We start from the raw sequence: 25,283 nt of genomic DNA on the forward strand, positions 1-25,283 counted from the left end.
CCACCGCTCTACGTCCAACCGGGCAGCGGAGTGTGCTTCGCCTCACATCCACGTCCCGCGCCTTGACCTCAACTGTGGTTGAGGTTTTAGCGTCGGGGGTATCCGAACAACACTTCGGACGCCGACCAACGAAGGTATGTGAATGACCGCACCGACCGAATCCGCAGCAGGCTCGACGGCGGAAGGCGCCGAGCCCCAGCACCCTCTGCATGTGACCAACGAGCTCTTCCGGGTCGCCTTCCGCCACCATCCGGCCGGGGTCGCCATCGTGACGGCGGCGGACCCCGAGCCGGTCGGCATCACGGCCTCGTCGGTGGCGTCGGTCTCCGCGGACCCTCCCGCGCTCTCGTTCTCCGTGTCCGGCGGGCACTCGGCCGGACGGGTGGCCGCGGCGGACACCGTCGTCGTGCACCTGATGGATGCGGCGCACATCGACACGGTCAAGGCTTACGCGACCCCGGGCACCGAGCGCTTCGCCGATGGCACCTGGGAGCCGGCCGCGACCGGCGAGCCCGTGCTCAAGGACGCCCCCTGGGCGTTGCGCTGCCGGGTGATCGAACGGGTGCCGGTCGGCAGCTCGATCCTCGTCGCGGCCGAGGTCCTGGAGATCCTCCGCGGCGAGCACAGCGAGCCGATGGTCTATCACAACAGAGCCTTCCACCGACTCACCGAGACGTCATTGATTCAGTCTCGGGACGAGGTCTGACTAGGCTGATATTCAAGGTCTGAAGGTACATTCAGAACGACGGCGCCGGCGCACCCGGCGCTTTCACCCAAAGTTGTGGGCGGGTCGCCCGGGCAAGCCGGGTCCCGCCACGCCGCGGGCGCAGAAGCGGCCGCGGATCGACGAAAGGAACGGGCATGACCGAGAAGTACACTCTCCCCGAGCTGAACTACGATTACGCGGCGCTGGAGCCGAGCATCTCCGCTCGGATCATGGAGCTGCACCACTCGAAGCACCACGCGACGTACGTCGCCGGTGCCAACACTGCACTGGAGCAGCTGGCCGAGGCACGTGAGAAGGGCGAGTTCGGTGCGATTCCGAAGCTCTCCAAGGATCTGGCGTTCCACCTGGGCGGCCACACGAACCACTCGATCTTCTGGCAGAACCTCTCGCCCGAGGGCGGGGACAAGCCGGAGGGCGAGCTGGCGGCCGCGATCGACGACGCGTTCGGCTCGTTCGACGCGTTCCGGGGCCACTTCACCGCTGCTGCGATGAGCCTGCAGGGTTCGGGTTGGGCGCTGCTGTCGTTCGAGGGCCTGGGCGGGAACCTGGTGATCGAGCAGCTCTACGATCAGCAGGGCAATGTGCCGGTGGCGTCGACGCCGCTGCTGATGCTGGACATGTGGGAGCACGCGTTCTACCTGGATTACGTGAACGTGAAGGCCGACTACGTGAAGGCGTTCTGGAACATCGTGAACTGGTCCGATGTGTCCAAGCGGTTCGAGGCGGCCCGTGCCGGCGCCAAGGGCCTGATCACCCCGGCCTAGGGGGTCGGTGGTTGTTCTCCTGCCGGCGGGTTCGTGCCGGTGGCGGGGGAGTTGTGGAGGGCGGTCGCGTCCCGGGGAACATGCCGGGACGCGACCGCCCTTTCCGTTCTTCAACGGGACGGAAGGGTGATTTCGGGGGTGAAATACGGGGCTACAGGGGCCGCATGGGCCCGTGCGCCTTCAACTACTTGCCAGTATCTAGGGAGCGCGTTAAATCGTGCCCCCGCCCGTTTCGGGCCAGGGGATCCGCATGACGGGGCGGGCGAGCCAGCCATACCCCCCTCTGGTTCGGCTCGTTCCGCCCCGTCGTGTATCCCCCTTCTCCTGCTCCCCGCCTCTAGTAGCGGGTGTCGACGTCCTCGAAGACCAGGAACGTCTGCGTGTCCAGCACGCCCGGCATGCTCTGCAGCTGATCGAAGATGACCTGACGCAACTCGGCGTTGTCGCGCCCGCGGACCAGCAGGATGACGTCGAAGTTCCCGCCCACCAGGCCGATGTGGTGCACCTGCTTGATGGCGCTGAGGCGTTCGCGCATCTCCCGCCACGAGTGCTGCCGCAGCTTCAGGGTCACGTAGGCCGACGCCGTCAGCCCCGCCTTCACCGGATCGATCACGGCCGTGTAGCGGGTGATGACCCCCTCGTCCTGGAGGCGGTTGATCCGCGAGTACGCGTGCGCCCGGGAGACGTGCGCCTTCTGTGCGATGGCCGTGACGGACTGGCGCCCGTCGCGGGAGAGTTCGGCCAGGATGCGCTCGTCCGTGGCGTCGAGGGGGACGGGGTGCGGTTGCATGGCTCTCCTTCGCTGGTTCTCCTTGACGGCGCCGTGAAACGGGCTGCAAGTCGTCTACTCCGTCTCCTGTAACGCCGCTCACGGTGACGATCTGTCTCCAAGAATACCTTCCCTGTATCCAATCTTCTGAACTTGGGCCGGAAACCGGATACAAAGTGGTGGCTTGAGCGCATACTTGATCGCAAGAACGCCGTGCGGTGTGGCCTGCGTCATGCCCGCCGGCTCGATTGCATTCAAGCCAGCGAAGGAGATGACATGGGAACGCCACCGATCGGCGCCGAGGCCCGCGAGGAGGAACGCGCCGCCTATCTCGACGAGACGGCCCGCAAGTTCGGGATCTCGGTCGAGGACTACCTGCTCCCGACGGACGGCTCCATCCGGATCCTCGACGAGACCGGCGCCATCCGGCCCGTGGCCGAGCAGGGCACCGCCCCGGGCCACGAGTACCCGCTGCCCGAGGGCGACGACCTGCTCGCCGCCTACGAGGCGCTCGTCGTCGGCCGCCGGGTCAACGACCAGAACTCGGCGCTCGTCCGGCAGGGCCGGATGGCGGTCTACCCGTCGAGCCACGGCCAGGAGGCCTGCCAGGTGGCAGCGGCCCTCTGTCTCGGCGAGGACGACTGGATGTTCCCGACCTACCGCGACTCCGTCGCCGTGATGACCAAGGGCATCGACCCCGTCGAGACCATGACGCTCTTCCGCGGCGACTGGCACGGCGGCTACGACCCCAAGAAGTACAAGGTCGGCATCCAGTCCACCCCGCTGACCACCCAGCTGCTGCACGGTGTAGGCGTCGCGCACGCCGCCAAGCTGCGCGGCGAGGACACCGTTGTCTTGGCGATGTGCGGCGACGGCGCCACCAGCGAGGGCGACTTCCACGAGGCCCTGAACTTCGCCGCGGTGTTCAAGCTCCCGGTGATCTTTTTCGTCCAGAACAACCAGTACGCGATCTCGGTCCCACTGGCGCACCAGACGGCGGCCCCGTCGCTGGCGCACAAGGCGGTCGGCTACGGCATGGCCGGCGAACGCGTCGACGGCAACGACCTGGTGGCCCTGCTGGCCGTACTGCGCCGCGCCGTCCGCCTGGCCCGCGACGGCCACGGCCCGCTGCTGGTCGAGGCCCACACGTACCGCATGCAGGCGCACACCAACGCCGACGACGCCACCCGGTACCGCCAGGACGCCGAGGTGCAGGAGTGGATGGCCAAGGACCCGGTCACCCGCATGCGCGCCTACCTGCAGAGCGAGTCGGTGCTCGACGACGCGGCGGAGGCCCGGATCTCCGAGGCCGCCGAGGCCATGGCCACCCGCCTGCGCGACGGGATGAACGAGGACGTCGCCCCGGACCCCGAGGACCTGTTCCGGTTCGTCTTCACCGAGCCGACCACCCAGCTGAACGAACAGCGCGCCCGCCTCGTCGACGAGCTGGCCCGCGACGCCGCAACCGATACGGAGGCCACCCGATGACCGTCACGACCTCTTCCGACGCCAACGGGAACGTCAGCGCGGCCACCGCCCGCGCGACCGAGCGCGCCGCCGAGAACGCCGAGGCCTCGCAGCCGCAGCCGGTGACGTTCGCCAAGGCCCTGAACACGGCCCTGGCCGACGCGCTGGAGGCGAGCGACGACGTCGTGCTGTTCGGCGAGGACATCGGCACGCTCGGCGGCGTCTTCCGCATCACCGACGGCCTGACGGACCGCTTCGGCGAGCACCGCTGCTTCGACACCCCGCTGGCCGAGTCCGGCATCGCCGGCATGGCCGCGGGCATGGCGATGAACGGGATGCGCCCGGTGGTCGAGATGCAGTTCGACGCCTTCGCCTACCCGGCGCTCGAGCAGATCTTCAGCCACATCGCCAAGATGCACAACCGCACGCGCGGCGCCCTGAAGATGCCGATCGTCATCCGCATCCCGTACGCCGGCGGCATCGGCGGCGTCGAGCACCACTGCGACTCCTCCGAGTCCTACTACGCCCACACCCCGGGCCTGAAGGTCTACGCGCCGGCGACGGTCGCGGACGCCTACCGCATGCTGCGCGAGGCGATCGACTCGGACGACCCGGTGGTGTTCTTCGAGCCGAAGAAGCTGTACTGGTCCAAGGACCGGTTCGATCTCGACGCGCTGCGCGCGGAGTACGACGGCGGCGCGCCCGCCTCGCGCTCCGAAGGCAAGGCCGTGATCGCCCGCGAGGGCACGGACGCGACCCTCGTGGCCTACGGGCCGTCGGTCTCGACCGCCATGGCCGCCGCCGAGGCCGCGGCGGAGGAGGGGCGCAGCATCGAGGTCGTCGACCTGCGCACCATCGTCCCGCTCGACGACGCCACGGTCGCCGCCTCGGTGCGCAAGACCGGACGGGCCGTCGTCGTGGCGGAGACGCCCGGCTTCGCCTCGGTCGCGAGCGAGCTCGTGGCCCGCATCCAGGAGCGGTGCTTCCACTCGCTGGCCGCGCCCGTGCTCCGCGTGACCGGATTCGACGTGCCGTTCCCGGCCCCGAAGCTCGAGGAGTTCTTCCTGCCGAGCGTGGACCGGATCCTCGACACCGTCGACGAACTGCAGTGGGAGGCCTGAACATGTCCGTCAAGACCTTTCTGCTCCCCGACCTGGGGGAGGGCCTGACCGAGGCCGACCTGCTCAGCTGGCACGTCGCGGTCGGCGACACCGTGCGCGTCGACCAGCCGATCGCCGAGGTCGAGACCGCGAAGTCGTCGGTCGAGGTCCCGTGCCCGTTCGCCGGTGTGGTCCAGGAGCTCTTCGGGACGCCGGGCGAGACCCTGGAGGTGGGCAAGCCGCTCATCGCCGTGCTGCCCGAGGGCTCGAGCGTGCAGGCGCCCGCGGCCCAGGCGCCCGAGGCTCCGAACGAGGCGCCGGCCGCCGCCCAGTCCTACCGCGAGGAGGAGCGCGCTGGCGCGTCCCCGGCGGCGGCCGCCGAGGCCGGGGGGCCGGCCGAGGAGGAGGCCGACTCCGGGTCCGGCAACGTCCTGATCGGCTACGGCACCCCGGGTGGCGCCGGGGCCAAGGGCCGCCGCCGGATGCCCAAGACCTACCGCGACCCGGTCGACCCGCGCCCCCTGCCGGCGGGCGTGGAACCGGCCGAGCCCGTGGCCGCCGCGGACGCGGAGCCGGGTCTCGCCCCGCGCGTCATCAACCCGATCGTGCGCCGCCTCGCCCGCTATCACGGCCTCAGCGTCGCCTCCCTGCGCGGCACCGGCGGCGACGGCCTGGTCCTGCGCGCCGACGTCGAGGCGGCCATCGCGGCCGCCGACGGGCAGGCGCCCTCAGAGGAGACGACGGCGGGGCGCCCCGCCGTCGTGCCGGGCACCGCCGCCGCGCACTCCGGTGCGGCATCCGGCGAGGCCGACGCGCGGACCGGGCTGGGCATCGCCGAGCGGATCCCGGTCAAGGGGGTGCGCAAGACGATCGCGGCCGCGATGACGCGCTCGCGCACCGAGATCCCCGAGGCGACCGTGTGGGTCGACGTGGACGCGACGGCGCTGCTCGAGCTGCGCGCCTCGCTGAAGTCGGCTCCGGCCGGCGCGCCCGGGCTGCTCGCGTTCATCGCGCGCTTCGCGGTGGCCGGCCTGGCCAAGTACCCGGAGCTCAACGCCCGGGTGGAGAACGTCGAAGGCGGCCAGGAGCTGGTCCGGTTCGACGGCGTGAACCTCGGTTTCGCCGCCCAGACCGACCGCGGGCTCGTGGTGCCGAGCATCGAGCGCGCCGAGGCGCTGAGCGCCCGCGAGCTCGACGCGCAGGTGCGGGAGCTGACGGGCCGCGCCCGCGACGGCAAGTGCACGCCGACCGAGCTGACGCGCGGCACGTTCACCCTGAACAACTACGGCGTCTTCGGCGTCGACGGATCGGCCGCGATCATCAACTACCCGGAGGCCGCGATCCTCGGGGTGGGCCGGATCATCGACAAGCCGTGGGTCGTGGACGGCGAGCTGGCGGTCCGCAAGGTCACCGAGTTGACGCTGGCCTTCGACCACCGCGTGTGCGACGGCGGGGTGGCCGGCGGCTTCCTGCGCTACGTTGCCGACGCGATCGAGAACCCGGGGTCGGTTCTGGCGGATCTCTAGGAGCACGCGCGGCGACCCGAGCCAGGGGGAGCGCCACGGAGGAGCCCGGTCGAATCCAGTGCGGATGCGGCCGGGCTCCTGCTGTGTCCCGGGCTCCTGCCGGGCTCCTGCTGTGTCCCGGGCTCCCGCCGCAGCCGCCTCGAGCGCCGCGCAATCCTCAAGACTCGCGCAAGTACGCCGTCCGGCGCCGGACCGCGCCGAGGCCCGGGGCGGGACCCCGCGCGCCGGCTGAAGCCGCCGGCCACTGTGGGCGGCGCGGCGGCGGCGCCGGTGAAGTGCCGGTGACGGGCCGGGATCGCGCGGGTCCGCACTACGAGGCACACGGCGAGGGGCTGGTGACGCGGATCACTATCACGATTCAGGTGGGCGGGTGAAATTCGATGTTACATAACGGTAACGTTAAGACACGTTGTGCGATTCCGGCTTGTGTCGAACGCTCCAGAATGTGCACAATAATGACACTCACAGGGACGTCGGGGGATCGCGACTCTTGAGGAACGGGAGTCGTCAATTGCGCGTCCGCGCGGAATCCGGTCGACTCTTCACCTGCAGTCCTCGCGGCTTCCGCACTGCGCGAGGCGAGATCAAGAAGGGACACACCCCACATGGCAGACCGCATCAAGCCATTTGCAATCCTCTCCCCGGACCGCGATCGCAAAGACGGCAAGCCTCGTCGCAACGTCGGCCGCCCCGCCGTCATCGACCCGGATGCGACGGCAGCCTGCGCGCTGCGCCTGTTCGACGAGTTCGGCTACGACGCCGTGACCATGGAGCAGGTCGCCAAGGCGGCCGGCATCGGCCGCAAGAGCCTCTACCGCTACTTCGCCTCGAAGGCCGACCTCGTCTGGGGCGGCAACCTCCCCGTCGGCTCCAAGGCCACCGCCATGCTCGAGGGCAAGAAGGCCAAGGACACCGAGTCGGCATTCGACACGCTCCGCGAGTACGCCCGGGCCGGCTCCGAGGACGTGGACGCCGAGGTCACACGCATCCGCCTGCGCCTGACGGACCAGCACCGCGAGCTCGCCGGCTACGGCTACAGCTTCCTGTCCGATCGCGGCCGCATCATCTCGGAGTACCTGCAGCGCTCGGGCGTCGAGCAGCCGCGCGCCGCCTACCTGGGCGCCGCGATCATCTCCGTGATCCACTCCGCATGGGTCCTGTGGGCGCTCTCCGACGACGCCGACCCGGCGCCGTACCTCGAGGACGCCATCGGCGTCATCCTCTAGCGCAGCATCGGAGACGTCGTGCAGGGCTTCGACCTGCAGCACATCGGCCGGGGACTCGCCTTCGCGCGGTCCCTGGCCGAACTGCGCTCGGCGCTGTCCGGGCCGGCCTCCCGCGCGGTCGTCCAGGCGCCGCCGGGCACGGGCAAGACCACCCTGGTGCCCCCGCTCGTGGCCGAGCTGGCGGCAGCCGACGGCGCCCCGGGCCGCGTCGTCGTCACCCAGCCGCGCCGGGTCGCCGCCCGGGCCGCGGCCCGCCGCCTGGCCCACCTGACGGGGACGCGCGTCGGCGAGCTGGCGGGCTACAGCGTCCGCGGCGAGTCCCGCACCAGCGCGTCCACCCGCATCGAGTTCGTCACCGCAGGCATCCTGCTGCGCCGCCTGCTGGCGGACCCGGGCCTCGAGTCGGTCTCCGCCGTCGTGATGGACGAGGTGCACGAACGCGCCCTCGAGACCGACCTGCTGCTCGGCATCCTCGCCGACGTGCACGCCCTGCGCGGCGGCGCCGACGGCGACCTGCGGGTCGTCGCCATGTCCGCGACCGTGGACGCGCCCCGCTTCGCGTCGCTGCTGGGCCGGTACGACGACGGCGCCCCGGCCCCCGTGGTCGACTCGCCCTCGGTGCTGCACCCGCTCGAGGTCCGCTGGGCGCCGATGCCGTCGGCACCGGCGGCCCGTGCCTCCCGCGGACCGTCCGGCGCCGGCCACCGCCTGGACGAGCGCGGCGTGCGCCGCGACTTCCTGGACCACGTGGCCGCCACCGCGGCCGGCGCCCACGCCGAGGCCCTGGCGGCGGATCCGGGCGTCGACGCGCTGGTGTTCGTGCCCGGCGCCCGCGAGGTCTCCCACGTCGTCTCCGCGTTGGAGCGGCGGGCCCCTGACGCCGAGATCCTGGCCCTGCACGGGCAGCTGCCGCCGGCCGAGCAGGACCGCGCCGTCTCCGGCCGCGGCCCCGGGGACCGCCCGCGCATCGTCGTCTCGACCGCGCTGGCCGAATCCTCGCTGACCGTTCCCGGAGTGCGGCTCGTCATCGATTCCGGTCTCTCGCGCGAGCCGCGGCGCGACGCCCGCGGCATGAGCGGGCTCGTCACGGTCTCCGCGTCGCGGGCCGCCTGCGAGCAGCGCGCGGGCCGCGCGGCCCGGCAGGGGCCGGGCACCGTGGTGCGCTGCTTCGACGAGAAGACCTTCGCCGCCGCGCCCGCCTACATCACCCCGGAGATCCAGACGGCCGACCTGACGCAGGCCGTGCTGACCCTGGCCTGCTGGGGGTCGCCCGGCGGCCGGGACCTGCCGCTGCCGGACGCGCCCCCGGCCCCCGCGCTGGGCGAGGCCGAGCTCGTGCTGCGCGGACTCGGCGCCCTCGACGAGGCCGGGCACGCTACCGATGAGGGCCGTCGCCTGGCCTCCGTCCCGGCCGACCCGCGCCTGGCACGCGCCCTGTTCGACGGCGCCGGGCGGGTCGGCCTGCGGGCCGCGGCCGAGGTGGTCGCGCTGCTGGCGGGGGACCTGCGCGCTTACGGGATCGGCCCGGCCGGCGGCGACCTGGCCCGGGCGCTGTCCGGCCTGCGCGGTTCGCGCGGCCCCGAGCGCAAGCGCTGGGACGACGAGGTGCGGCGCCTCGTCCGGCTCGCCGCCGACGTCGTACCCGAGAAGCCGGGGCGCGCCGCCGGCGGGGACGAGACCGGCCGGGTGGCGGCGCTGGCGAACCCGGAGTGGATCGCGCGCCGCGTCGGCGAGAACGAGTACCTGCTGGCCTCCGGCACGCGCGCGCAGCTCGCGCCGGGCAGCGCGCTGTCCGGGCACGAGTGGCTCGCCGCCGCCGAGGTCGCGCGCCAGGGCAGCCGGGCGCTGCTGCGGGCGGCTGCGCCGATCGCCGAGGACGTGGCCCTGGACGCCGGCGCCCACCTGCTCACCGACCGGGTCGAGGCCGGATTCGACGGCGGCCGGGTGCGGGCGAGGCGCGAACGCCGGCTGGGCGCGATCCGGCTCGAGTCGACGCCCGTGAAGGCGGACCGAAAGCAGGCCCGCGGGGCCGTGGCGCGGGCGCTGCGGGCCGAGGGGCTCGACGTCATCGGGTTCTCCGACGCGGCCGATGCCCTGCGCCGGCGGATGGGCCTGCTGCACGGCGTGCTCGGGGACCCGTGGCCGGACGTGGGGGAGGAGGCCCTGCTGGAGCGGCTCGACGAGTGGCTCGCCCCGGAGATCGACCGGCTGGCCGGCGGGGCCGACGCCCGGAGGATCGACCTGACCGACCCGCTGCGACGCCTGCTGCCGTGGCCGGCGGCGTCCCGGTTCGACGAGCTCGCACCAGAGCGGATGCGCGTGCCCAGCGGGAACACGGCGCGGGTGCAGTACCCGCAGGTCGAAGGCGAGGGTGCTGAGGATCCCGATGCAGGTGAGCCCCCTGCGGGCGATCACCCGGTCGTCGCGGTGAAGCTGCAGGAGTGCTTCGGCTGGGCGGAGACGCCCGCGCTGGTCGACGGGCGCGTGCCCGTGCTCTTCCACCTGCTCTCGCCGGCGGGCCGGCCGCTGGCGGTGACGGGCGACCTAGCCTCGTTCTGGTCGGGGCCGTATGCGCAGGTGCGCGCCGAGATGCGGGGGCGCTACCCGAAGCACCCGTGGCCGGAGGATCCCTGGACGGCGCCGGCGACGGGGCGCACCAAGAACCGGATGTAGCCCGGGGACTGAGGGGGCTGGCCGTGCCGCGGGCGGTCTGCGCTGGGAAGACGAGTTCGTGCTGTGCAGGCTGGTCCGGGCGATGTAGACCGGTCCGTCCGTGCGCGAGTCGTCGCTGGGCGAGATTTTCCCGCGCGAGTCGTTACTGAGCGCGGATATTCGCGATTCGAGAGCACTGGCTGACGACTGGAGACGGCGGCGCAGCACTGGTTGACTACTCGAGGGACCCGTGCAGCGATATGCGACGACTCGAGAACCCTGACAGCCAGTGCGCCACCGACTCGGGCGGGATCCAGTCGGCAGAAATCGCGGTTTCCGGAGGCGGGGCCGCACCCCGTCAACGCGGCCGTCGTGCTGGGACGGGCGCGGGAAAAGGCGATTGCCGCCCCTCCGCATCGGAGGGGCGGCAATCGCCTTCACTGCGCGCTTCGTCTTGGCGCAGGACTCGAGTCGCGTTAGCGGACGGTCACCTCCCCTGTGGCAGATCCTGCTGCATGGGTCTCGTCTCCCAGGTACTCGACGGCTATGTCATGACTGCCTGCTGCCAGATCGTCGGTCGGCACAATGAGCACCGCGCGTCCCCGAACGACGTCGGCAGAAACCGTCTGATCTCCCAGGGTTGCTTCCACTGCGCCCGTCGGAGTCTCGGCTTCGCTGGCCAGCCGAACGGTGACCCTGGTGTCCTTGCCGCTCTTGACGATCGGCGGTGCGACTTGGACATCGAGGACCGCCTCTTCACCTGCAGGCTCCTCTTCCCCGAGGGGTTTGACCTGGATGTTCCGGTAGGAAACGGTTTCACCTGCACCGTGATTCTGAATGCCGATGAACCCTGCCAGATCACGTTCGGGATCCGTACTCGTGAAGTCGTTCACCAGCACGCCATTGAGATGAATCCGAATCTGCTCCCCGTCGACTTGGATGTCGTACGAGTTCCACTCCGGGACCGGCAGGAGCGCTTCCTCCACGGCTGCTTCGTCCGCGCCCTGGAACGTGTATACCGCTCCTGTTGTGCGGTCCGGCTCATCGCTGGCATCGATTTGAACCTCGTAGCCCTCATTGACTGCGACCCAGGGATCGTTTCCGGGGTCCGGGAACCCGAGGAACACTCCGCCGTTGTCGTCCTTGGTCAACTTCCAGTCGAGTTTGAGGCTGTAGGAGTCGAACTCCTCGGCCGTGTGCCAGAGCAGGCCCATGCCTCCCGATGTCCTCAATGAGCAGTCCTCGTACCGGCCGAATGAGCCGGCGCCCGCAAGGCTCCAATCGGCGAACGATGCAAGGGTGCCGTCGAAGAGGGCGGTGTACCCTTCGTCGGGTTCGACAGGGGTGCAGAGATCGGACTGCTCTCCCATCGAGAGGACATCGAGATTCACGTTGCCGTCATCGCCGTCGTCATACCGCACGGCGATGGTGTTCGTCCCCTTCTGGAGGTCGACGTTGCGTGTCGCAACATCCCACGTCTTCCAATCGCCGGTGCTCGGCAACTCCCACGGGCCGACCTTCTCGCCATTGACGTAGAGGGACATCGACTTCGTCCCCTCAACCGGATGCGGGCCATTGGCGTACCGGAGGTTGACCGGGTGCGAGCCCGCCTTCTCGACTTCCACCTCGAAGGAGGCGCCCGCGCCGACGGACTGAATGCCGGCGATGAAACCGGTACCCGAATAGCCGTTGTGCTCGGCCGCGATTCCTGCGGATCCGGTCAGGACGGATTCCTCGGCCTCGTGGTAACCCTGATCGGCGGGTGACACGTATCCGGGGATTTCATTGAGCGTGTACCAGGCCTCGGTGTTCCACAGTTCGCGCCCGTCGACGTCGGTGAACGAACGCGGTGAACGGAGGTGGACGACGCGGTCCGGCTTGAGGCCATCCATCGTCACCCGCACCTTCTTGCGGTCCGCAGAGACTTCGGCGTCCGTGATGAACACCTTCTCCTCGTCGACCCGGGGGCCTCCGTACTGCTGGGTCGGTACGTACCTCCACTGCGTTGCCTGGAATGCATCAGCCGCGTCTGTGGCGATCTTCTGCACGGTCTCGTCGGACAACGGCTGCGTGTACTCCAGCTCGAATCCGTCTTCGAGGACCCTCATGTCCAGGAAGTCGAAGGTCTCGGCATCCGTCGGGGCCAGCTTCTGCAGGCCGTACCGCAGTTTGCCGGATTCGCTCCAGTTGCCGGCCTCCCCGATGCCGCCCACGTAGATGGACCCGTCAGGCCCGATCGACGTTGCGTTGACGCCTGCTTCGAGCCCGGCCGAGAATCGGAAGACCGCGCCCTGGTACTCCCCTTCGACTTTCTCGAGGGCAGCTCGCTGCAAGCCGCCGTAGGTCACGTCTCCGAAGAGCATCTGCCCCGTGTACGTTCCCTCTTCCAGCAGGACGGGCTCGCTTGGCGAATTGCCGATGTCGTTCTGCGGGATCCAGAGCGCCGGAGCGGTGACGGGCTGGTCGTCGAAGGGTCCGGCCGGCGTCGTGAAGTGGTTGAAGAACCGCCCCTCCTCGACGTGGACGAGCTTGGAACTGGGCAGCCACCCGCCCTGGTTGTCCATGGCGAAGAGCTCCCCGTCGGGTCCGAACACCATTCCGTTGGGAGTGCGGAGCCCGCCCGCGACATACTCGATCTCGCCGGACTCGCGGTCGATCTTGATGGCCGTGCCGCGGTCGGACGCGGGCTGCGGATTCGACGTCGCTCCTCCGAAGTCTATTGCTACGGAGAGGTTGACGTAGAAGGACTCCTCGTCGTGGAGCAGACCGAACGCGAACTCGTGGAACGTTTCTCCGAAGGGCCATTCCGCCAGCGTCGAACGGTCATCGTAGAATCCGTCCCCGTCCGGGTCCGTGAGCTCGATCAGGCCATCGCGTTCCGAGACGAAGATCGAATCGTCGATGACGGCGATGCCCATCGGATTGAACAGATCGGTGGCGACCTTGGTGGGGGTGATGTCCGCCGGGTCGGTATCGCCGGTGGCGTTGTCGAGCAGGAAGATCTCACCGGGTTCCGGATCCTCGACCCAGCCCACAGGACTGACGGAACCCGACGTCAGGACGGCGAGGTCCCCGTCCTCGGTCCAGTCCATGCCGGACACCATCGGCTCGAAGCCCTCCGGGCGGAGGTCCATGAGTTCGAATGAAGGGTGTACCGCATCGAGCCCGAGCCCATCGCCCGCGGTGTCATCGGAGCCTTCGCAGTACTTGGTGCCGGGTGCCGTCACGCGGACGACGCCCGCCTCCGTCGACAGGGCCTCGGTGGGTACGAGAACGAATGAATCCGTGCCGGGCACCATCCATTCGAGTCGCAGCGCCTGGCCGCCTCCGGCTTCGAGGTGCTCGATGAACAGTTCGTGCGGCCCCTCCGTCAGGGTGACAGTGGCCTCCTTCGATGATTCACCGTGCAACCCGTCATGATCCACGACCACGGAACCGTCGATGGACAGGCGCGAACCGTCATCGCTCGTGAGGCGCATGGTGTATTCGCCGGCGACGGGGGCGTGGAGCGTTCCCACTGCATGCGTCAGGAAGTTGTCCTCGAGGCCGAAGTCCCCGGCCGTGCTCCAGTCGACAGTGGGCATGAGCTTGTCCACATTGGGCGTCTGGCCGCTCTTGAGCGTGCACAGTGCCTCGAGGGATTGTTGCAGGTCGAAGGTGCGGAGGGTGATGCCGGGTTCCTGCGGCGGTTCGTCTGCGGTCGTCTGTCCGACCGCGGCAGGCGATACCCCGAGCGCGGGCACGGCAGCCGACGCCAATCCGGCAGCCGATAGGGCCATTGCTGTCATCCCGGCGACGAGCAGCCGTGCCGGTCTCGAGTTACATCGATGCATGGAGGACTCTCTCTATTCAGGTGTGGGTGACGTAGGCCACACTAAGAGCGACTTATGATTTCTGTCAATCAAAAGGTGTCTAGTTAGCGTTTGAATAGTGGGCGTTTGCGGCAAATCGACGGAGGTCTGGTGTCGCAAGAGGGCGTGAAAGGCCTGCCGGGGCGTGCTCCAATGGCATGAGAGCGACGATCTCGGGAAATTCTGATGTGACGGGGATCGACAAAACCAGGACGACTGCGAATTGAGTGAGCCGGTTCCTCATCCCATCAACGCGACTGCAGGATGGGTGAGCTGACTCGATGGGCGGGAACTCCGCGGTTCAGGTGGTGGACGCGGCGCCCTGAGTTCCGGCCGGCCGGGGCACTGGAACGCGCGCCACCGACTCGCGGTGGACCACTCGGCCTTCGAGGACGTGTCGCGCGGCCTCGATCTGCGGGTTCCCCAGGCGTGCGAGCAGCGTCTGCGCCGCCAGGACGCCCATGTCGTAGGCCGGCTGGGAGATGACCGTGATGGGCGGGTCGATCAGCGACGACCACGGCATGTCGTCGAACATCAGGAACGAGACCTCGTCCGGTACGCGCACGGCGTCGGCCCGGAGGGTGGTGAGGACCTCGAGGCCCACCATGCTGTCGGAGGCGATGACGGCCGTCGGCGCATTTTCGAGGGAGGCCATCGCGCGGGTCGCGGCGCTGATCGAATCGGGGGTCGGGAGGTTCAGTCGGATCCAGGCCGGGTCCACCTCGATCGAGGCCTCTCCGCATGCTTCGACAATGCCCGCCAGCCGCTCGGCGACGGACGAATTGGAGAGCTCGATGTCCGGCGAGTACGTATCCGACGGTGCATCGACGGCGGAGAGGAAGCCGATGCGCCGGTGACCCAGCTCGATCAGCTCGCGGGTCGCCTGCCGGGCGAGGCCGCGGAGGTCGACCTCCACCGAGTCCACGCCGAGACGCGGGATGCTGCGGTCTAGGAAGACCATGGGGCGCCCCGAGGCGAGGACGCCGGAGAGGTGGTCCACGTGCAGCGAGCTGGCAGGTGAGACGACCAGGCCGTCTACCCGCTTGTCCAGCATGACGCGGACGGCGTCCTGTTCGACGTCGACGCGCTCGCCGGTGTTGGCCAGCACGACGTCGTAGCCGTTCTGCCGCAGGGTGTCGGACAGGCCCCGCGTGGCCAGCCCGAAGAAGGGGTTCTCCACGTCGCCGATGACGACGCCGATGGTCTGCGACCGCCCCGTGTTCATGCTGCGCGCCAGCGCGTTCGGCCGGTAGCTCAGCTGTTCGGCAGCGGCGAGGACCTTGGTGCGCACCGGCTCGCTGACGGCGCCGTATCCACCCAGTGCGCGCGCGGCCTGCGCCTTCGAGACCTTGGCGGTGCGTGCGACGTCGGCGACCGTCGCCGGGCGCTGTGTCCGTGATTCGCTCATGAAATTTATTCTCCGACCCCTTGACTGCCGTCTTGGTTCGACTGTAGCTTACTTCACAACCCAATGAGACCGGACTCACTCAATATTCGCAAGGGTGAGACCGGACTCAACAATCAGCAGCAGATTGGATCGCACCGTGAAGAAGAACCTCATGACTCGCACGCTGGCCTCCCTCGGCGCCGCCGCGATAGCCGCGTCGTTCCTGGCCGGATGCTCCGCCAGTGCCGAACCCGAGCAGGAGAACCCGTACGGCCTCATCGAGCCGGGGAGTATCCGCGTCGCCAGCATCGGCGACGCCAAGCCGTACACCTACACGGACGCCAGCGGGAAGTTCACCGGGTTCGACGTCGAACTCTTCACCGACGTCGCCGGCCGCATCGGCATCGACGACGTCGCCTTCACCGGCCAGGACTTCGCCGCGATCCTGCCCGGTGTCGCCAACGGGCAGTTCGACGTCGGCGCCGCTGCGATCGGCATCACCGAAGAGCGCGAGCAGACGGTCGCCTTCACCGACGGCTACCTGGCCGGCTACCTCACCGTCCTGACGCCGGAGGACTCCGGCGTCGGCTCCGTCGAGGATCTCGCCGGCCGCCGCATCGGCGTCGTGCAGGGCTCGTTGCAGGAGGCCTACGCCGTGAAGAACTTCACCGAGGCGGACATCGTCCGCTTCCCGGACAACAACACCGCGGTCAGCGGGATGAACAGCGGGTCCGTCGACGCGCACTTCCTCGACTACGAGGCCGCCAAGGACTACATGGAGCAGTACGGCCACGTCTCGGCAGCCGACATCCCGTCCTTCGACGCCCCGGCCGGGTTCGCGGTCGCCCAGGACAACGTCAAGCTCCGCGAGGACCTCACGGAGGCGCTGCACGCGGCGATGGAGGACGGGACCTGGAAGGAGCTCTACGAGAAGTGGTTCCCGGGCTCGCCGATGCCCGAGCAGTACCTGCCGAGCGCTGAACAGGAGTAGCCGACATGGATTTCTTCGAGAACCTGTCCCAGACCTTCCTCGATTTCGAGGCCATGGCGGAGGTCTTCCCACACCTGCTGGGGACCGGCCTCGTCAACACGATCGTCCTGTCCATCGCCGCGACCATCATCGGGATCGTGGCCGGCATGGTGCTGGCCGTCATGGGGATTTCGCCCCTGCGCTGGATCCGGACACCGGCGCGCGTCTACACGGATATTTTCCGCGGCCTGCCGGAGATCCTGACGATCCTGCTCATCGGTCAGGGCTTCTACCGGATCAGCGCCGAGTTATTCGGCCCGTCGCCGTACCCCCTCGGCATCCTGGCCCTCAGCCTGATCTCCAGCGCCTACATCGGCGAGATCTTCCGCTCCGGCATCCAGAGCGTCGAGAAGGGCCAACTGGAGGCCTGCCGGGCGCTGGGCATGAGCTACGGCAAAGCGATGGCCCTGGTCGTCATCCCGCAGGGCGTCCGGCGCGTCCTGCCGGCCCTGGTCAACCAGTTCATCTCGATCGTCAAGGCGTCGTCGCTGGTCTACTTCCTCGGCCTCATGGTGGGCGAGCGCGAGCTGTTCCGCGTGGGCCAGGACGCGGCCGTCCTGACCGGCAACCTCTCGCCGCTGGTGCTGGCCGGCATGTTCTACCTGGTGATCACGGTGCCGCTGACGCACCTGGTCAACTACTTCGACCACAAATTCCGCAACGGCCGCCGCAAGCCGACCGGGCCCACCAGCGGGCTGAAGGAAGTCACGGAACTCGAGTCCACAGAAACGGCAGGTGCAGCACGATGAGCAGAACCGACACCAGGACGACGGCGGCCGGCGAGGTCGTCTACGAGGGGTCCAGCCTCGAACTGCAGGACCTGACGCTCGCCTACGGCGACGTCGAGGTGGTGCGCAACGTCTCGCTGACGGTCGCACCGGGCACGACGACGTGCGTGATCGGCCCGTCCGGCTCGGGAAAGTCCACGCTGCTGCGCGGCATCAACCGGCTGCACGAGCCGAAGAGCGGCGACGTGTGCCTCGCCGGCCGATCCGTCTTGAACGACAAGCCGGACGATTTGCGGCTGCGCATCGGGATGGTCTTCCAGCATTTCAACCTGTTCCCCGACCACACCGCCTTGGAGAACGTGGCGCTTGCGCCGTGGAGGGTCAAGGGGCAGTCGAAATCGGCGGCCCACGGGCTCGCGGAGGACCGGCTGCGCGAGGTCGGGCTGGGCGAGCGGATGGACCACCGCCCGCGCGATCTCTCCGGCGGCCAGCAGCAGCGCGTGGCGATCGCCCGTGCCCTGGCGATGCACCCCGAGGTCATGCTCTTCGACGAGGCCACCTCGTCCCTGGACCCGGAGCTCGTGAAGGGCGTGCTGCGTCTCATGGCGGAGCTGTGCGAGCGCGGGATGACCATGGTGGTCGTGACCCACGAGATGGGCTTCGCCCGCAAGGTCGCCGACCAGGTGGTCTTCATGGACGAGGGCGAGGTCGTGGAGGCCGGCACCCCGGAGCAGATCTTCGACGACCCGCAGTCGGACCGACTGCAGACGTTCCTCTCGGAGGTGCTGTGATGCCCGCGCCCATCAGGACGGCCGTGCTCGGCTTCGGGACATCGGGCCGGATCTTCCACGCGCCGTTCCTCGCCGCCGATCCCCGGTTCGACATCGCGGTGATCGCGACCTCGAACGCCGACCGGGCCGCGGCCGCGCGCAGCGAGTACCCGCAGGCGGAGGTCGTCGAGACACCGGAGGCCGCGCTGGCCCGCGCCGCGGACCTCGACCTGGTGGTCGTCGGCACGCCTCCCGGCACGCATGTCGACCTCGCAGCAGCGGCGATCGACGCCGGACTGCACGTGGTGGTGGACAAGCCCTTCGTCATCCGGTCCAGCGACGGCGAGGAGCTGGTGCGCCTGGCCGAGGCCGCCGGCGTGACCCTGACGGTCTTCCAGAACCGGCGGTGGGACGCGGACCTGCTGACCGTGAAGCGGCTGCTCGACGCCGGCGAACTCGGCGACCCGCTGGTCTTCGAGTCCCGCTTCGAATGGTGGAAGCCGGGCGGGATGCGCGATTGGAAGGGGCGCACGGACGTAGCCGACGGCGGCGGAATCCTGTACGACCTCGGCCCGCACCTGATCGACCAGGCCGTGCACCTGTTCGGCCCCGTCGAGTCGGTGCACGGGGAGGCGACCCGGCACCTCGCGTCACCGGACGCGGATGCCGACGACGACGCCGTCGTGCTCCTGCGTCACGCCTCCGGCGTGAGCAGTCGGCTCACGATGAACTCCGTCTCCGTGGCGCCGGGGCCGCGGTTCCACGTTCTCGGCACCAACGCCACCTACACCAAGTACGGGCTCGACCGGCAGGAGCCCCAGCTCATCGCGGGGCTGCGGCCCGCCGACGACGGGCTCGGGCGCGAACCCGAGGAGTACTGGGGCACGCTGACGACTCCCGACGGCTCCACCGCCGTACAGGCGGAACGCGGCGCCTACAGCGAGTTCTACCGCCTGCTCGGCGACCATCTGGAAAGCGGCGGGCCCGTCCCCGTCGACCCGCGCGACGCGATCGCCGCGCTGGAGATCATCGAACGAATCCACGGCCGCTCACGGTCGCAGCGAAAGGAAGCAACATGTCCCACAAGGTGAACACGGCCGTCGTCCTGGGCGGCGGGATCATCGGCGTCTCCGCCGCGACCCACCTGGTCCGACGCGGGGTGGGCGTCCAGCTCGTGACCGATGCCGAACCCGGTTCGGGAGCGTCGGGCCGCTCCCTGTCCTGGCTCAACTCCGCGGGCGAGCGCTCCAAGCCGTACCACGATCTGCGCATGGCCGGCATCGACCGCTACCGCACGCTGTTCGCGGCGGACCCCACCCGCGATTGGCTGCAGTTCGACGGCGCCCTGTACTGGCCGTCGGCGGACGACTCCGGGGCCGCACGGTCGCGGCACGCCTACGAGGCCCGGCACGGCTACGATTCCCACCTCGTCACCCGCGAAACGGTCGAGGCTCACACCGGCGATGTGGACCCGTCCGCCATGGTTGCCGACGGCGTCTTCAACCCCGGCGAGGGCTGGGTCTCGCTGCCGCACCTGATCGAGCACCTGCTTACGGAGTTCACGGCGGCCGGCGGAGAGGTGACCACGGGGGCCGGCAGGTGCGAGGTCGTCGTGGAGGACGGGCGCGCTGTCGGGGTCAGGACCGCCGACGGGAGGACGATCGCCGGCGACGCCGTCGTGGTGGCCTGCGGGCCCCAGACGCCCGAGGTCGTGGCACCGCTGGGCGTGATGATCGGCGACGCGTCGCCGCTGTCGATGGTCGCGGTCTCGGAGCCGCTGGCGAAGCCGGTGGCCACGGTCATGAACACTCCGCGCGCGGCCATCCGGCCGAACCCGGGCGGCACGGTGGCGGTGGACCACGACTGGTACGAGGACGCGATCGTCGAAGGGGAGTCCGGCTACGAGATCCCCGAGGAGGTCGTCGCCGAGCTCATGGCGGAGGCCGCCAAGCTGCTAGATGGCGTGGAGGAACTCTCCGCCGCGTCCTGGAAGATCGGGAAGAAGCCCATCCCGGGTGACGGCGAACCGGTCTTCGGCGAGCTCGAGGCCGTCCCGGGCTGCTATGCGGCGTTCACGCACTCCGGTGCGACGCTCGGGCTGCTGGCCGGCGAGCTCATCGCAGACGAGCTCGCGACCGGCGCCAAACACCCGATGCTGGAGGCGTTCCGCCCCGAGCGCTTCGCCTGATCCGCACCTGGGCCCGACCGACTGTGCATCCCGTGTGAATGCGGGTCGCGGCCGGTCGGGCCCTTTACCGTTGCCCGGCTGCGCCGTACGCTCTTATCACGCGGCATTTCCCGGTTCGGCCGCTGACAGGAGGGCGGAATCATGCCGATCACCAGTGTCTTCACCGACCTGGAAGCGCTGACGTTCACTGTGACGGCCGAGTTCCCTGCGGAACCGGAGCGCATCTGGCAGCTCTGGGCAGATCCACGTCAGCTGGAGAGCTGGTGGGGCCCGCCGACGTGGCCGGCCACCATCACGCGGCACGAGTTCGCTGTCGGCGGCGACGGCCGCTACTACATGACCGGCCCCAAGGGCGAGAAGGCCGGCGGCTGGTGGCACATCACGGAGATCGAGCCGCCGCACCTCTTGAAGTTCGAGGACGGGTTCTCCGGCGAGGACGGCGAGCCGAGCGGCGAGCTGGGTTCCACCCGCAACACCGTCTCGATCGACGCTGTCGAGCTGCGCGCGGGCCGGCCCGGCACGCGCATGCGTTTGGTCACGGCCTTCGAATCGCGCGAGCAGTTCAGCGAACTCGCGGAGATGGGGCTCGAGGACGGGCTCAGGGACTCGATCGCGCAGATCGACGGCCTCCTGGACAAGAACCCCTGACCCTGCCGGCTGTCTTGACGCGGCCCTCGCCTCGCACTCAGGTTCGTACGACATACTTCTTGACCACAAGGTTTGCGAATCGCGCTAGGGGTGACTTGGCATGACAGTGGAGCATTGGTCCGGCACGGGCAGCGAACTCGCGGAGCGGATCAAGCACAAGCGCCCCCGCCACCTGGTGGTCATCTCCCGCGACAAGTACCGCCCGCACCTATATCTGGACGCGGACGAGGTGGCCCGCCAGGTCGGCGGCTCGGCCGAGATCGTGATCGTCGAGAACGGCCGCACCACCTATGAGCTCGAGGAGAACCTTCCACCGGGCGACGCCGTCTACGGCAACGCTGGCCGCGTCTACCCCGGGGACCTGCTCGGCTACTCCCACACCCACCCGTCGGTCCCGATCCTGGCCGAGCGTGCGGACCTGGTCGGCCAGCGCACCCAGGACCTGATCAACCTGGTCCACGGGATGCCGATGCTGCGCCGCGACCACCAGCGGGCGGCACTGGCCGCGGCGGAGGCGGAGGTCTCCGGCACGGTGGTCGGCGTGCACGACTCGGGCGAGATCGCCTACGTGCTCCTCGAGGACGGCACCGTCACCCCGGTCCGCCACGATTCGCTGGTCCCCGGCGTCCGGCTGGACTGGTACCTGCCCGAGCAGCTCGAGGTCGCCGGGACGCTCACGGACGCCGGCCTGGACCTGCGCCATTCGCTGCTCAAGCAGCAGATCATGGACGTCTACTCGTACGGGGACGTGGTCCTGGCGCTGGTGAAGAAGGTCCGCGACGACTACGCCTACCTCGAGCCCCTGCCCGGCGACGGCATCCGTGTGAGCCGCAACGACGTCACGAGCAACGAGCACGACAGCCTGACGGACATGCTCACGGTCGGCGAGGTGGTCCCGGCCCGCCTCATCAGCAAGAAGGGCAAGCAGCGCCTCTGCCTGCATGATGTCGGGGACGACGACCCCATCCACGCGTGCCCCAGCCTCATCGCGGGCGGCGCCCCCTGGCTGGTCTACGGGCGGAATCTCCCGCCCAAACGGTACGACGACGGCGCCCCCGCCGATGCGGAGTCGGCACCCGAGGTGCCCAGCGAGCCGGAGGACGGGGCGGACGCCGTCGACGCGGCCGAGGCGCCCGCCCCGCCAGTGGCGGGCGCCCCCGCCGACCGCACGGCGGCGGCGACGGACGCAGCGGGGCAGCCGGCCCGCGTCGTGCCGCAGGCCGGGATCGATGCGGAGCAGTTGGGCGAGCTGACGGGCGCGATGGGGGAGCTGCTGCGTGAGGTCGCGCCGCTGAAGGCGCTGCTGGCCGGCGCCCAGCGCGGGCTGGTCGGGCCGTCGGGAGGGAAGGATTCGGGGCTGCGGGAGCAGTTGCGGGAGCAGCAGGCGGAGATCGCGCGGCTCCGCGAGGAGGTGGACCGGCACAAGCAGCAGGTGCGGGACATCCGGCGGCGGGCGAAGGGCGCGAAGGCGCAGCATCCGACGCGTCGCGGCCTGGCCGTGGACGATTTCCTGACGGTGGAGGACGCCCTGCGGCATGAGGTGTACGTGGAGTGGGTCAGCCGGGTGGACGCGGCGGAGAAGCCGCACTTCCCGCTGCCGGACCACTACGACGTGGGGCCGAAGTTCGCGGATTCGTTCGTGGCGCTGCAGCCGGACACGCAGGGCAAGGCGCTCAAGGCGCTGGTGGACATCCTGACGGGGCGCGCGCAGAAGATCCCGAGCCGGCAGGTGCACGCGCTGCGCACGGGCGACGGCGGGGACGACCCGCAGATGGAGCGCGCGGACGGGTCCAAGTGCTTCCGGGCGTCGGTCGAGGTGAATGCGCCGTCGGCCCGCCGGATCCACTACTGGAAGAAGCCGGACGGGACCATCGAGCTGCACGAGGTCGTGGTCCACGACAAGACGACGGTGTAGCGCCCAGGCAACTGTCATACCTGTGGATAACTAATGCGGTCGGTGGACGAACCCGTTAGGCTCGATTGCTGAGAGTGAGTTGGGGCATACGAGAGGCAGTCGTCAGTGAAACAGTTCCGTCCTGCAAACGTTGTGGTCGCCGGTCTCGTCGCGTTGGCGCTGGCCGGATGTTCGGGTACGACGGCGGAGCCCTCGGAATCGCCGACCCCCTCCTCGGCGGCGCCGACCAGCAGCGCTCCGGCCTCGCCGACCCCGAAGCCGGCGACCAGCACGTCGCCGGCGGAGAACCTGGAGAAGCCGGAGAAGCCGGAGCTGGCAAGTGAATTCTCGGCGGCCGGCTATGAGGCCTTCGTCGAGTACTGGTTCGAAGCCCAGAACTATGCGATGGCTACGGGTGACACAACGCTATTGGATGAAGTCTCTGATGACGGGTGCCGATTCTGCCGTGTACGCAGTTTCGTAGCGCACGACATCTATGATGATGGCGGCTGGGCGCAGGGCGGAGAACTGACCCCTAAAGACTTTATAACGAATATGAGACCCGTCGAAGACTATTTCCACGCGGGAATCGTCTTGCAGCAGGCGGACGGGGGCGTGTATTTGGAAGACGGTTCAGTCGATCCTGATCACGGCTTTGAGGAACTCTCGATTGAATACGACTTCCTCACTTACTTTGATGACGAGGCGGGCTGGAGCGCTGCGATCATCGAGAAGGTCGAAGATCAATGAAAATGGTCATGGCGGCCTTTCTGGCCGTTGGTGCACTACTGCCGTTTTCGCCTGGTGAGGGAGATCCGCCGACGTCCAGCATCGGAGACGATGGAAAGCACGTCGATGTCGGCGCTGACAATGTTCACACGAATACCGTGGGTGACGGAGATTCGAATCAGGCTGGTCAAGACGAGACTGTGCCGATCCAAGACGCGGCCGAGGTTTGGGAGACCTACGATCCTTACTGCCGTGGCAAGGCGACGATGCTGGACGAAGTAGCTGATTTTTGTTTTGGGCGCGCCAACAGTCGGTGCGATGAGGACGCGGGAGAAACGTATTACCAAGTCCGTCGCCACACTCGTGACAATCCAGACGGCGAGCTGACGACCCAAACGGTGTGCCTGGCCGACGATTCTCCGCTGATTGTCGATAGTGCAGTGCCTGAGGACGTCATCACTGTGACGACTGAAGAATTCCGTACCCTGCCGATCCCGTCCTCGGAGATCGTGTTCGAGTCACCGGTGGACGGACACGAGGAGTACGGGATCGCAATGATCGGGCAGCGGGTCAACCAGTGGGCCGGCAGCAGCACACACGTCTTGGAAACAACGGTGCTGGGGACGCCCGTCGAGGTCAGGGCCACGCCGCTCGAGTACCAGTGGACGTACGGCGATGGGCACCATCGGACAACCCAGCACGCCGGAGGCCCCCGCCCCGAGGGAGCCGACCCCTACGAGTACCGGACCTACACGGACAACATCTACGAGGAGACCGGCAACTTCGAGGTCAATCTCACCACCGTCTACACCGGCGAGTTCAGGCATGGCGACTCAGGCTGGATCCCGATTTCCGGCGTCGCGTCGGTGCCCAGCGATCCCAAGGTCAACAGCATTTGGAAGCGGGAGACGCGCAACGTCTCCGCTGACTGCATCGAACGTCCGGAAGGTTGGGCCTGCGAATCGCCCTTCCTGAAGACCCCGCCGTGGGAGAAAGAATAAGCGAAAGGCGGCTCGCCAGTGAAGCACGTTCGATCTGCATCAGTCGCAGCATGCGCGACCCTTGCTCTCTTGCTGGCTGGGTGTTCGGGGCCGACGGCTGAGCTCTCGAAATCGTCGGCCGTGACGTCGGCGGCACCGACCAGCAGCGCCCCGGTGTCGCCGATTCCGAAGCCGGCCACCAGCTCTTCTCCTGCGGAGAATCTGGACAAGCCGCAGATGCCGGAGCTGGCCACGGAGTTTTCGGGGGCCGGTTTCGAGGCCTTCATCGAGTACTGGTTCGAAGCCAGGAACTATGCGGTGGCGACCGGAGACACGGAGTTCATGCTCGAGGTCTCGGACTCTCGATGTGGGTACTGCCTTCAGCACCAGCAGGGAATCGATGAGATTTACGGTGCCGGCGGCTGGGTTGTTGGAGGTGAGCTGATCCCAAGTGATTTCGGTAAGAATCTGCAGCCGACGGGCGGCGGTGCCTATCACTCGTTCTTCACGCTTCGGCAGACACGCGGCGCGGCGTACTCAACAGACGGTGAACTTCTTGAGGGGTATACGTTTACGCCAGGGGATTACGACTACGAGTTTTTCGCCTTCCATGAAGACGCTACTGGTTGGACCGCTGCTCTGATTGATCTGGCTGATGGGAGCAAGTAACTGAGGTTTCGCACTCAGTGAGGAGTTGTTCGCTTGCAAATACTTCTGCAGCAGTTCCCTTAGCAGCGACATAAATTCCGATGGTTAGATGTCGCCTATGTAAGGGATCTTTAACCTCGATTTTTCATGAGGGCCGGTCAGTTGGGCCTCAGGTCTTACCGGCCGCCTGAGATGCTCG

The 25,283-nt window shown here is 68.7% G+C and carries 20 protein-coding genes; 17 read left to right on the forward strand and 3 right to left on the reverse strand.

Going from position 1 to position 25,283, the window contains the following annotated elements:
- Nucleotides 1-142: 142 nt before the first annotated feature.
- Nucleotides 143-706 carry a flavin reductase family protein gene (locus tag IE069_RS04825; protein WP_189348963.1) on the forward strand — a complete coding sequence of 188 codons (564 nt, stop codon included), beginning with the start codon at nt 143-145 and terminating at the stop codon, nt 704-706.
- Nucleotides 707-861: 155 nt separating this feature from the next.
- Nucleotides 862-1,491 carry a superoxide dismutase gene (locus IE069_RS04830; RefSeq protein WP_189348964.1) on the forward strand — a complete coding sequence of 210 codons (630 nt, stop codon included), beginning with the start codon at nt 862-864 and terminating at the stop codon, nt 1,489-1,491.
- Between the two features lie 337 nt (nt 1,492-1,828).
- Here the strand turns inward: IE069_RS04830 and IE069_RS04835 are convergent, their stop codons facing one another.
- Nucleotides 1,829-2,281, reverse strand: coding sequence for an Lrp/AsnC family transcriptional regulator (locus tag IE069_RS04835; protein ID WP_189348965.1), 453 nt, complete (start codon nt 2,279-2,281; stop codon nt 1,829-1,831).
- Between the two features lie 255 nt (nt 2,282-2,536).
- Between IE069_RS04835 and pdhA the strand changes: the two genes are divergently transcribed.
- The 5 genes from pdhA to hrpB all read left to right on the forward strand — a co-directional run bounded on the left by pdhA (nt 2,537) and on the right by hrpB (nt 10,252).
- On the forward strand, nt 2,537-3,748 hold the full coding sequence (gene pdhA / locus IE069_RS04840; protein ID WP_189348966.1) for a pyruvate dehydrogenase (acetyl-transferring) E1 component subunit alpha: 1,212 nt from the start codon (nt 2,537-2,539) through the stop codon (nt 3,746-3,748).
- A complete protein-coding gene (locus IE069_RS04845; protein ID WP_189348967.1) occupies nt 3,745-4,848 on the forward strand; it encodes an alpha-ketoacid dehydrogenase subunit beta in 1,104 nt (367 codons plus the stop codon). The genes pdhA and IE069_RS04845 overlap by 4 nt, the downstream gene beginning before the upstream one ends.
- A 2-nt stretch (nt 4,849-4,850) precedes the next feature.
- Nucleotides 4,851-6,353, forward strand: coding sequence for a dihydrolipoamide acetyltransferase family protein (locus IE069_RS04850; RefSeq protein WP_189348968.1), 1,503 nt, complete (start codon nt 4,851-4,853; stop codon nt 6,351-6,353).
- Nucleotides 6,354-6,958: 605 nt separating this feature from the next.
- Nucleotides 6,959-7,579: a TetR family transcriptional regulator gene (locus IE069_RS04855; RefSeq protein WP_189348969.1), complete on the forward strand. Its 621-nt coding sequence runs from the start codon at nt 6,959-6,961 to the stop codon at nt 7,577-7,579.
- Nucleotides 7,580-7,597: 18 nt separating this feature from the next.
- Nucleotides 7,598-10,252 carry an ATP-dependent helicase HrpB gene (hrpB, locus tag IE069_RS04860; protein ID WP_229790951.1) on the forward strand — a complete coding sequence of 885 codons (2,655 nt, stop codon included), beginning with the start codon at nt 7,598-7,600 and terminating at the stop codon, nt 10,250-10,252.
- Between the two features lie 455 nt (nt 10,253-10,707).
- Here hrpB and IE069_RS04865 read toward each other — a convergent pair whose 3' ends face one another.
- Entirely contained in the window at nt 10,708-14,010 is a 3,303-nt protein-coding gene (locus tag IE069_RS04865; protein ID WP_229790952.1) for a 3-keto-alpha-glucoside-1,2-lyase-like domain-containing protein, read from the reverse strand.
- Nucleotides 14,011-14,383: 373 nt separating this feature from the next.
- Nucleotides 14,384-15,490, reverse strand: coding sequence for a LacI family DNA-binding transcriptional regulator (locus IE069_RS04870; protein WP_189348971.1), 1,107 nt, complete (start codon nt 15,488-15,490; stop codon nt 14,384-14,386).
- Nucleotides 15,491-15,641: 151 nt separating this feature from the next.
- Between IE069_RS04870 and IE069_RS04875 the strand changes: the two genes are divergently transcribed.
- From IE069_RS04875 to IE069_RS04920, 10 genes are all read left to right on the forward strand, one after another.
- Nucleotides 15,642-16,460 (forward strand): ABC transporter substrate-binding protein, encoded by an 819-nt coding sequence (locus IE069_RS04875; protein ID WP_189348972.1) that lies wholly within the window; start codon nt 15,642-15,644, stop codon nt 16,458-16,460.
- A 5-nt stretch (nt 16,461-16,465) separates the two neighbouring features.
- A complete protein-coding gene (locus tag IE069_RS04880; RefSeq protein WP_189348973.1) occupies nt 16,466-17,248 on the forward strand; it encodes an amino acid ABC transporter permease in 783 nt (260 codons plus the stop codon).
- On the forward strand, nt 17,245-18,018 hold the full coding sequence (locus IE069_RS04885; RefSeq protein ID WP_189348974.1) for an amino acid ABC transporter ATP-binding protein: 774 nt from the start codon (nt 17,245-17,247) through the stop codon (nt 18,016-18,018). The genes IE069_RS04880 and IE069_RS04885 overlap by 4 nt, the downstream gene beginning before the upstream one ends.
- Nucleotides 18,018-19,088: a Gfo/Idh/MocA family protein gene (locus IE069_RS04890; protein ID WP_189348975.1), complete on the forward strand. Its 1,071-nt coding sequence runs from the start codon at nt 18,018-18,020 to the stop codon at nt 19,086-19,088. Before IE069_RS04885 ends, IE069_RS04890 begins: the two co-directional genes overlap by 1 nt.
- Nucleotides 19,073-20,185 (forward strand): NAD(P)/FAD-dependent oxidoreductase, encoded by a 1,113-nt coding sequence (locus IE069_RS04895; RefSeq protein WP_189348976.1) that lies wholly within the window; start codon nt 19,073-19,075, stop codon nt 20,183-20,185. The genes IE069_RS04890 and IE069_RS04895 overlap by 16 nt, the downstream gene beginning before the upstream one ends.
- A 141-nt stretch (nt 20,186-20,326) precedes the next feature.
- A complete protein-coding gene (locus IE069_RS04900; protein ID WP_189348977.1) occupies nt 20,327-20,833 on the forward strand; it encodes an SRPBCC family protein in 507 nt (168 codons plus the stop codon).
- Nucleotides 20,834-20,933: 100 nt separating this feature from the next.
- Nucleotides 20,934-22,748 (forward strand): hypothetical protein, encoded by a 1,815-nt coding sequence (locus IE069_RS04905; RefSeq protein WP_189348978.1) that lies wholly within the window; start codon nt 20,934-20,936, stop codon nt 22,746-22,748.
- Nucleotides 22,749-22,853: 105 nt separating this feature from the next.
- Entirely contained in the window at nt 22,854-23,477 is a 624-nt protein-coding gene (locus tag IE069_RS04910; protein ID WP_189348979.1) for a DUF6318 family protein, read from the forward strand.
- Entirely contained in the window at nt 23,474-24,457 is a 984-nt protein-coding gene (locus IE069_RS04915; protein ID WP_189348980.1) for a hypothetical protein, read from the forward strand. The genes IE069_RS04910 and IE069_RS04915 overlap by 4 nt, the downstream gene beginning before the upstream one ends.
- Nucleotides 24,458-24,577: 120 nt before the next feature.
- A complete protein-coding gene (locus IE069_RS04920) occupies nt 24,578-25,105 on the forward strand; it encodes a DUF6318 family protein (RefSeq protein WP_189348981.1) in 528 nt (175 codons plus the stop codon).
- Nucleotides 25,106-25,283 lie beyond the last annotated feature (178 nt).

Origin of the sequence: Zhihengliuella salsuginis, assembly GCF_014651715.1 — a bacterium.
Taxonomy (GTDB): domain Bacteria; phylum Actinomycetota; class Actinomycetes; order Actinomycetales; family Micrococcaceae; genus Zhihengliuella; species Zhihengliuella salsuginis.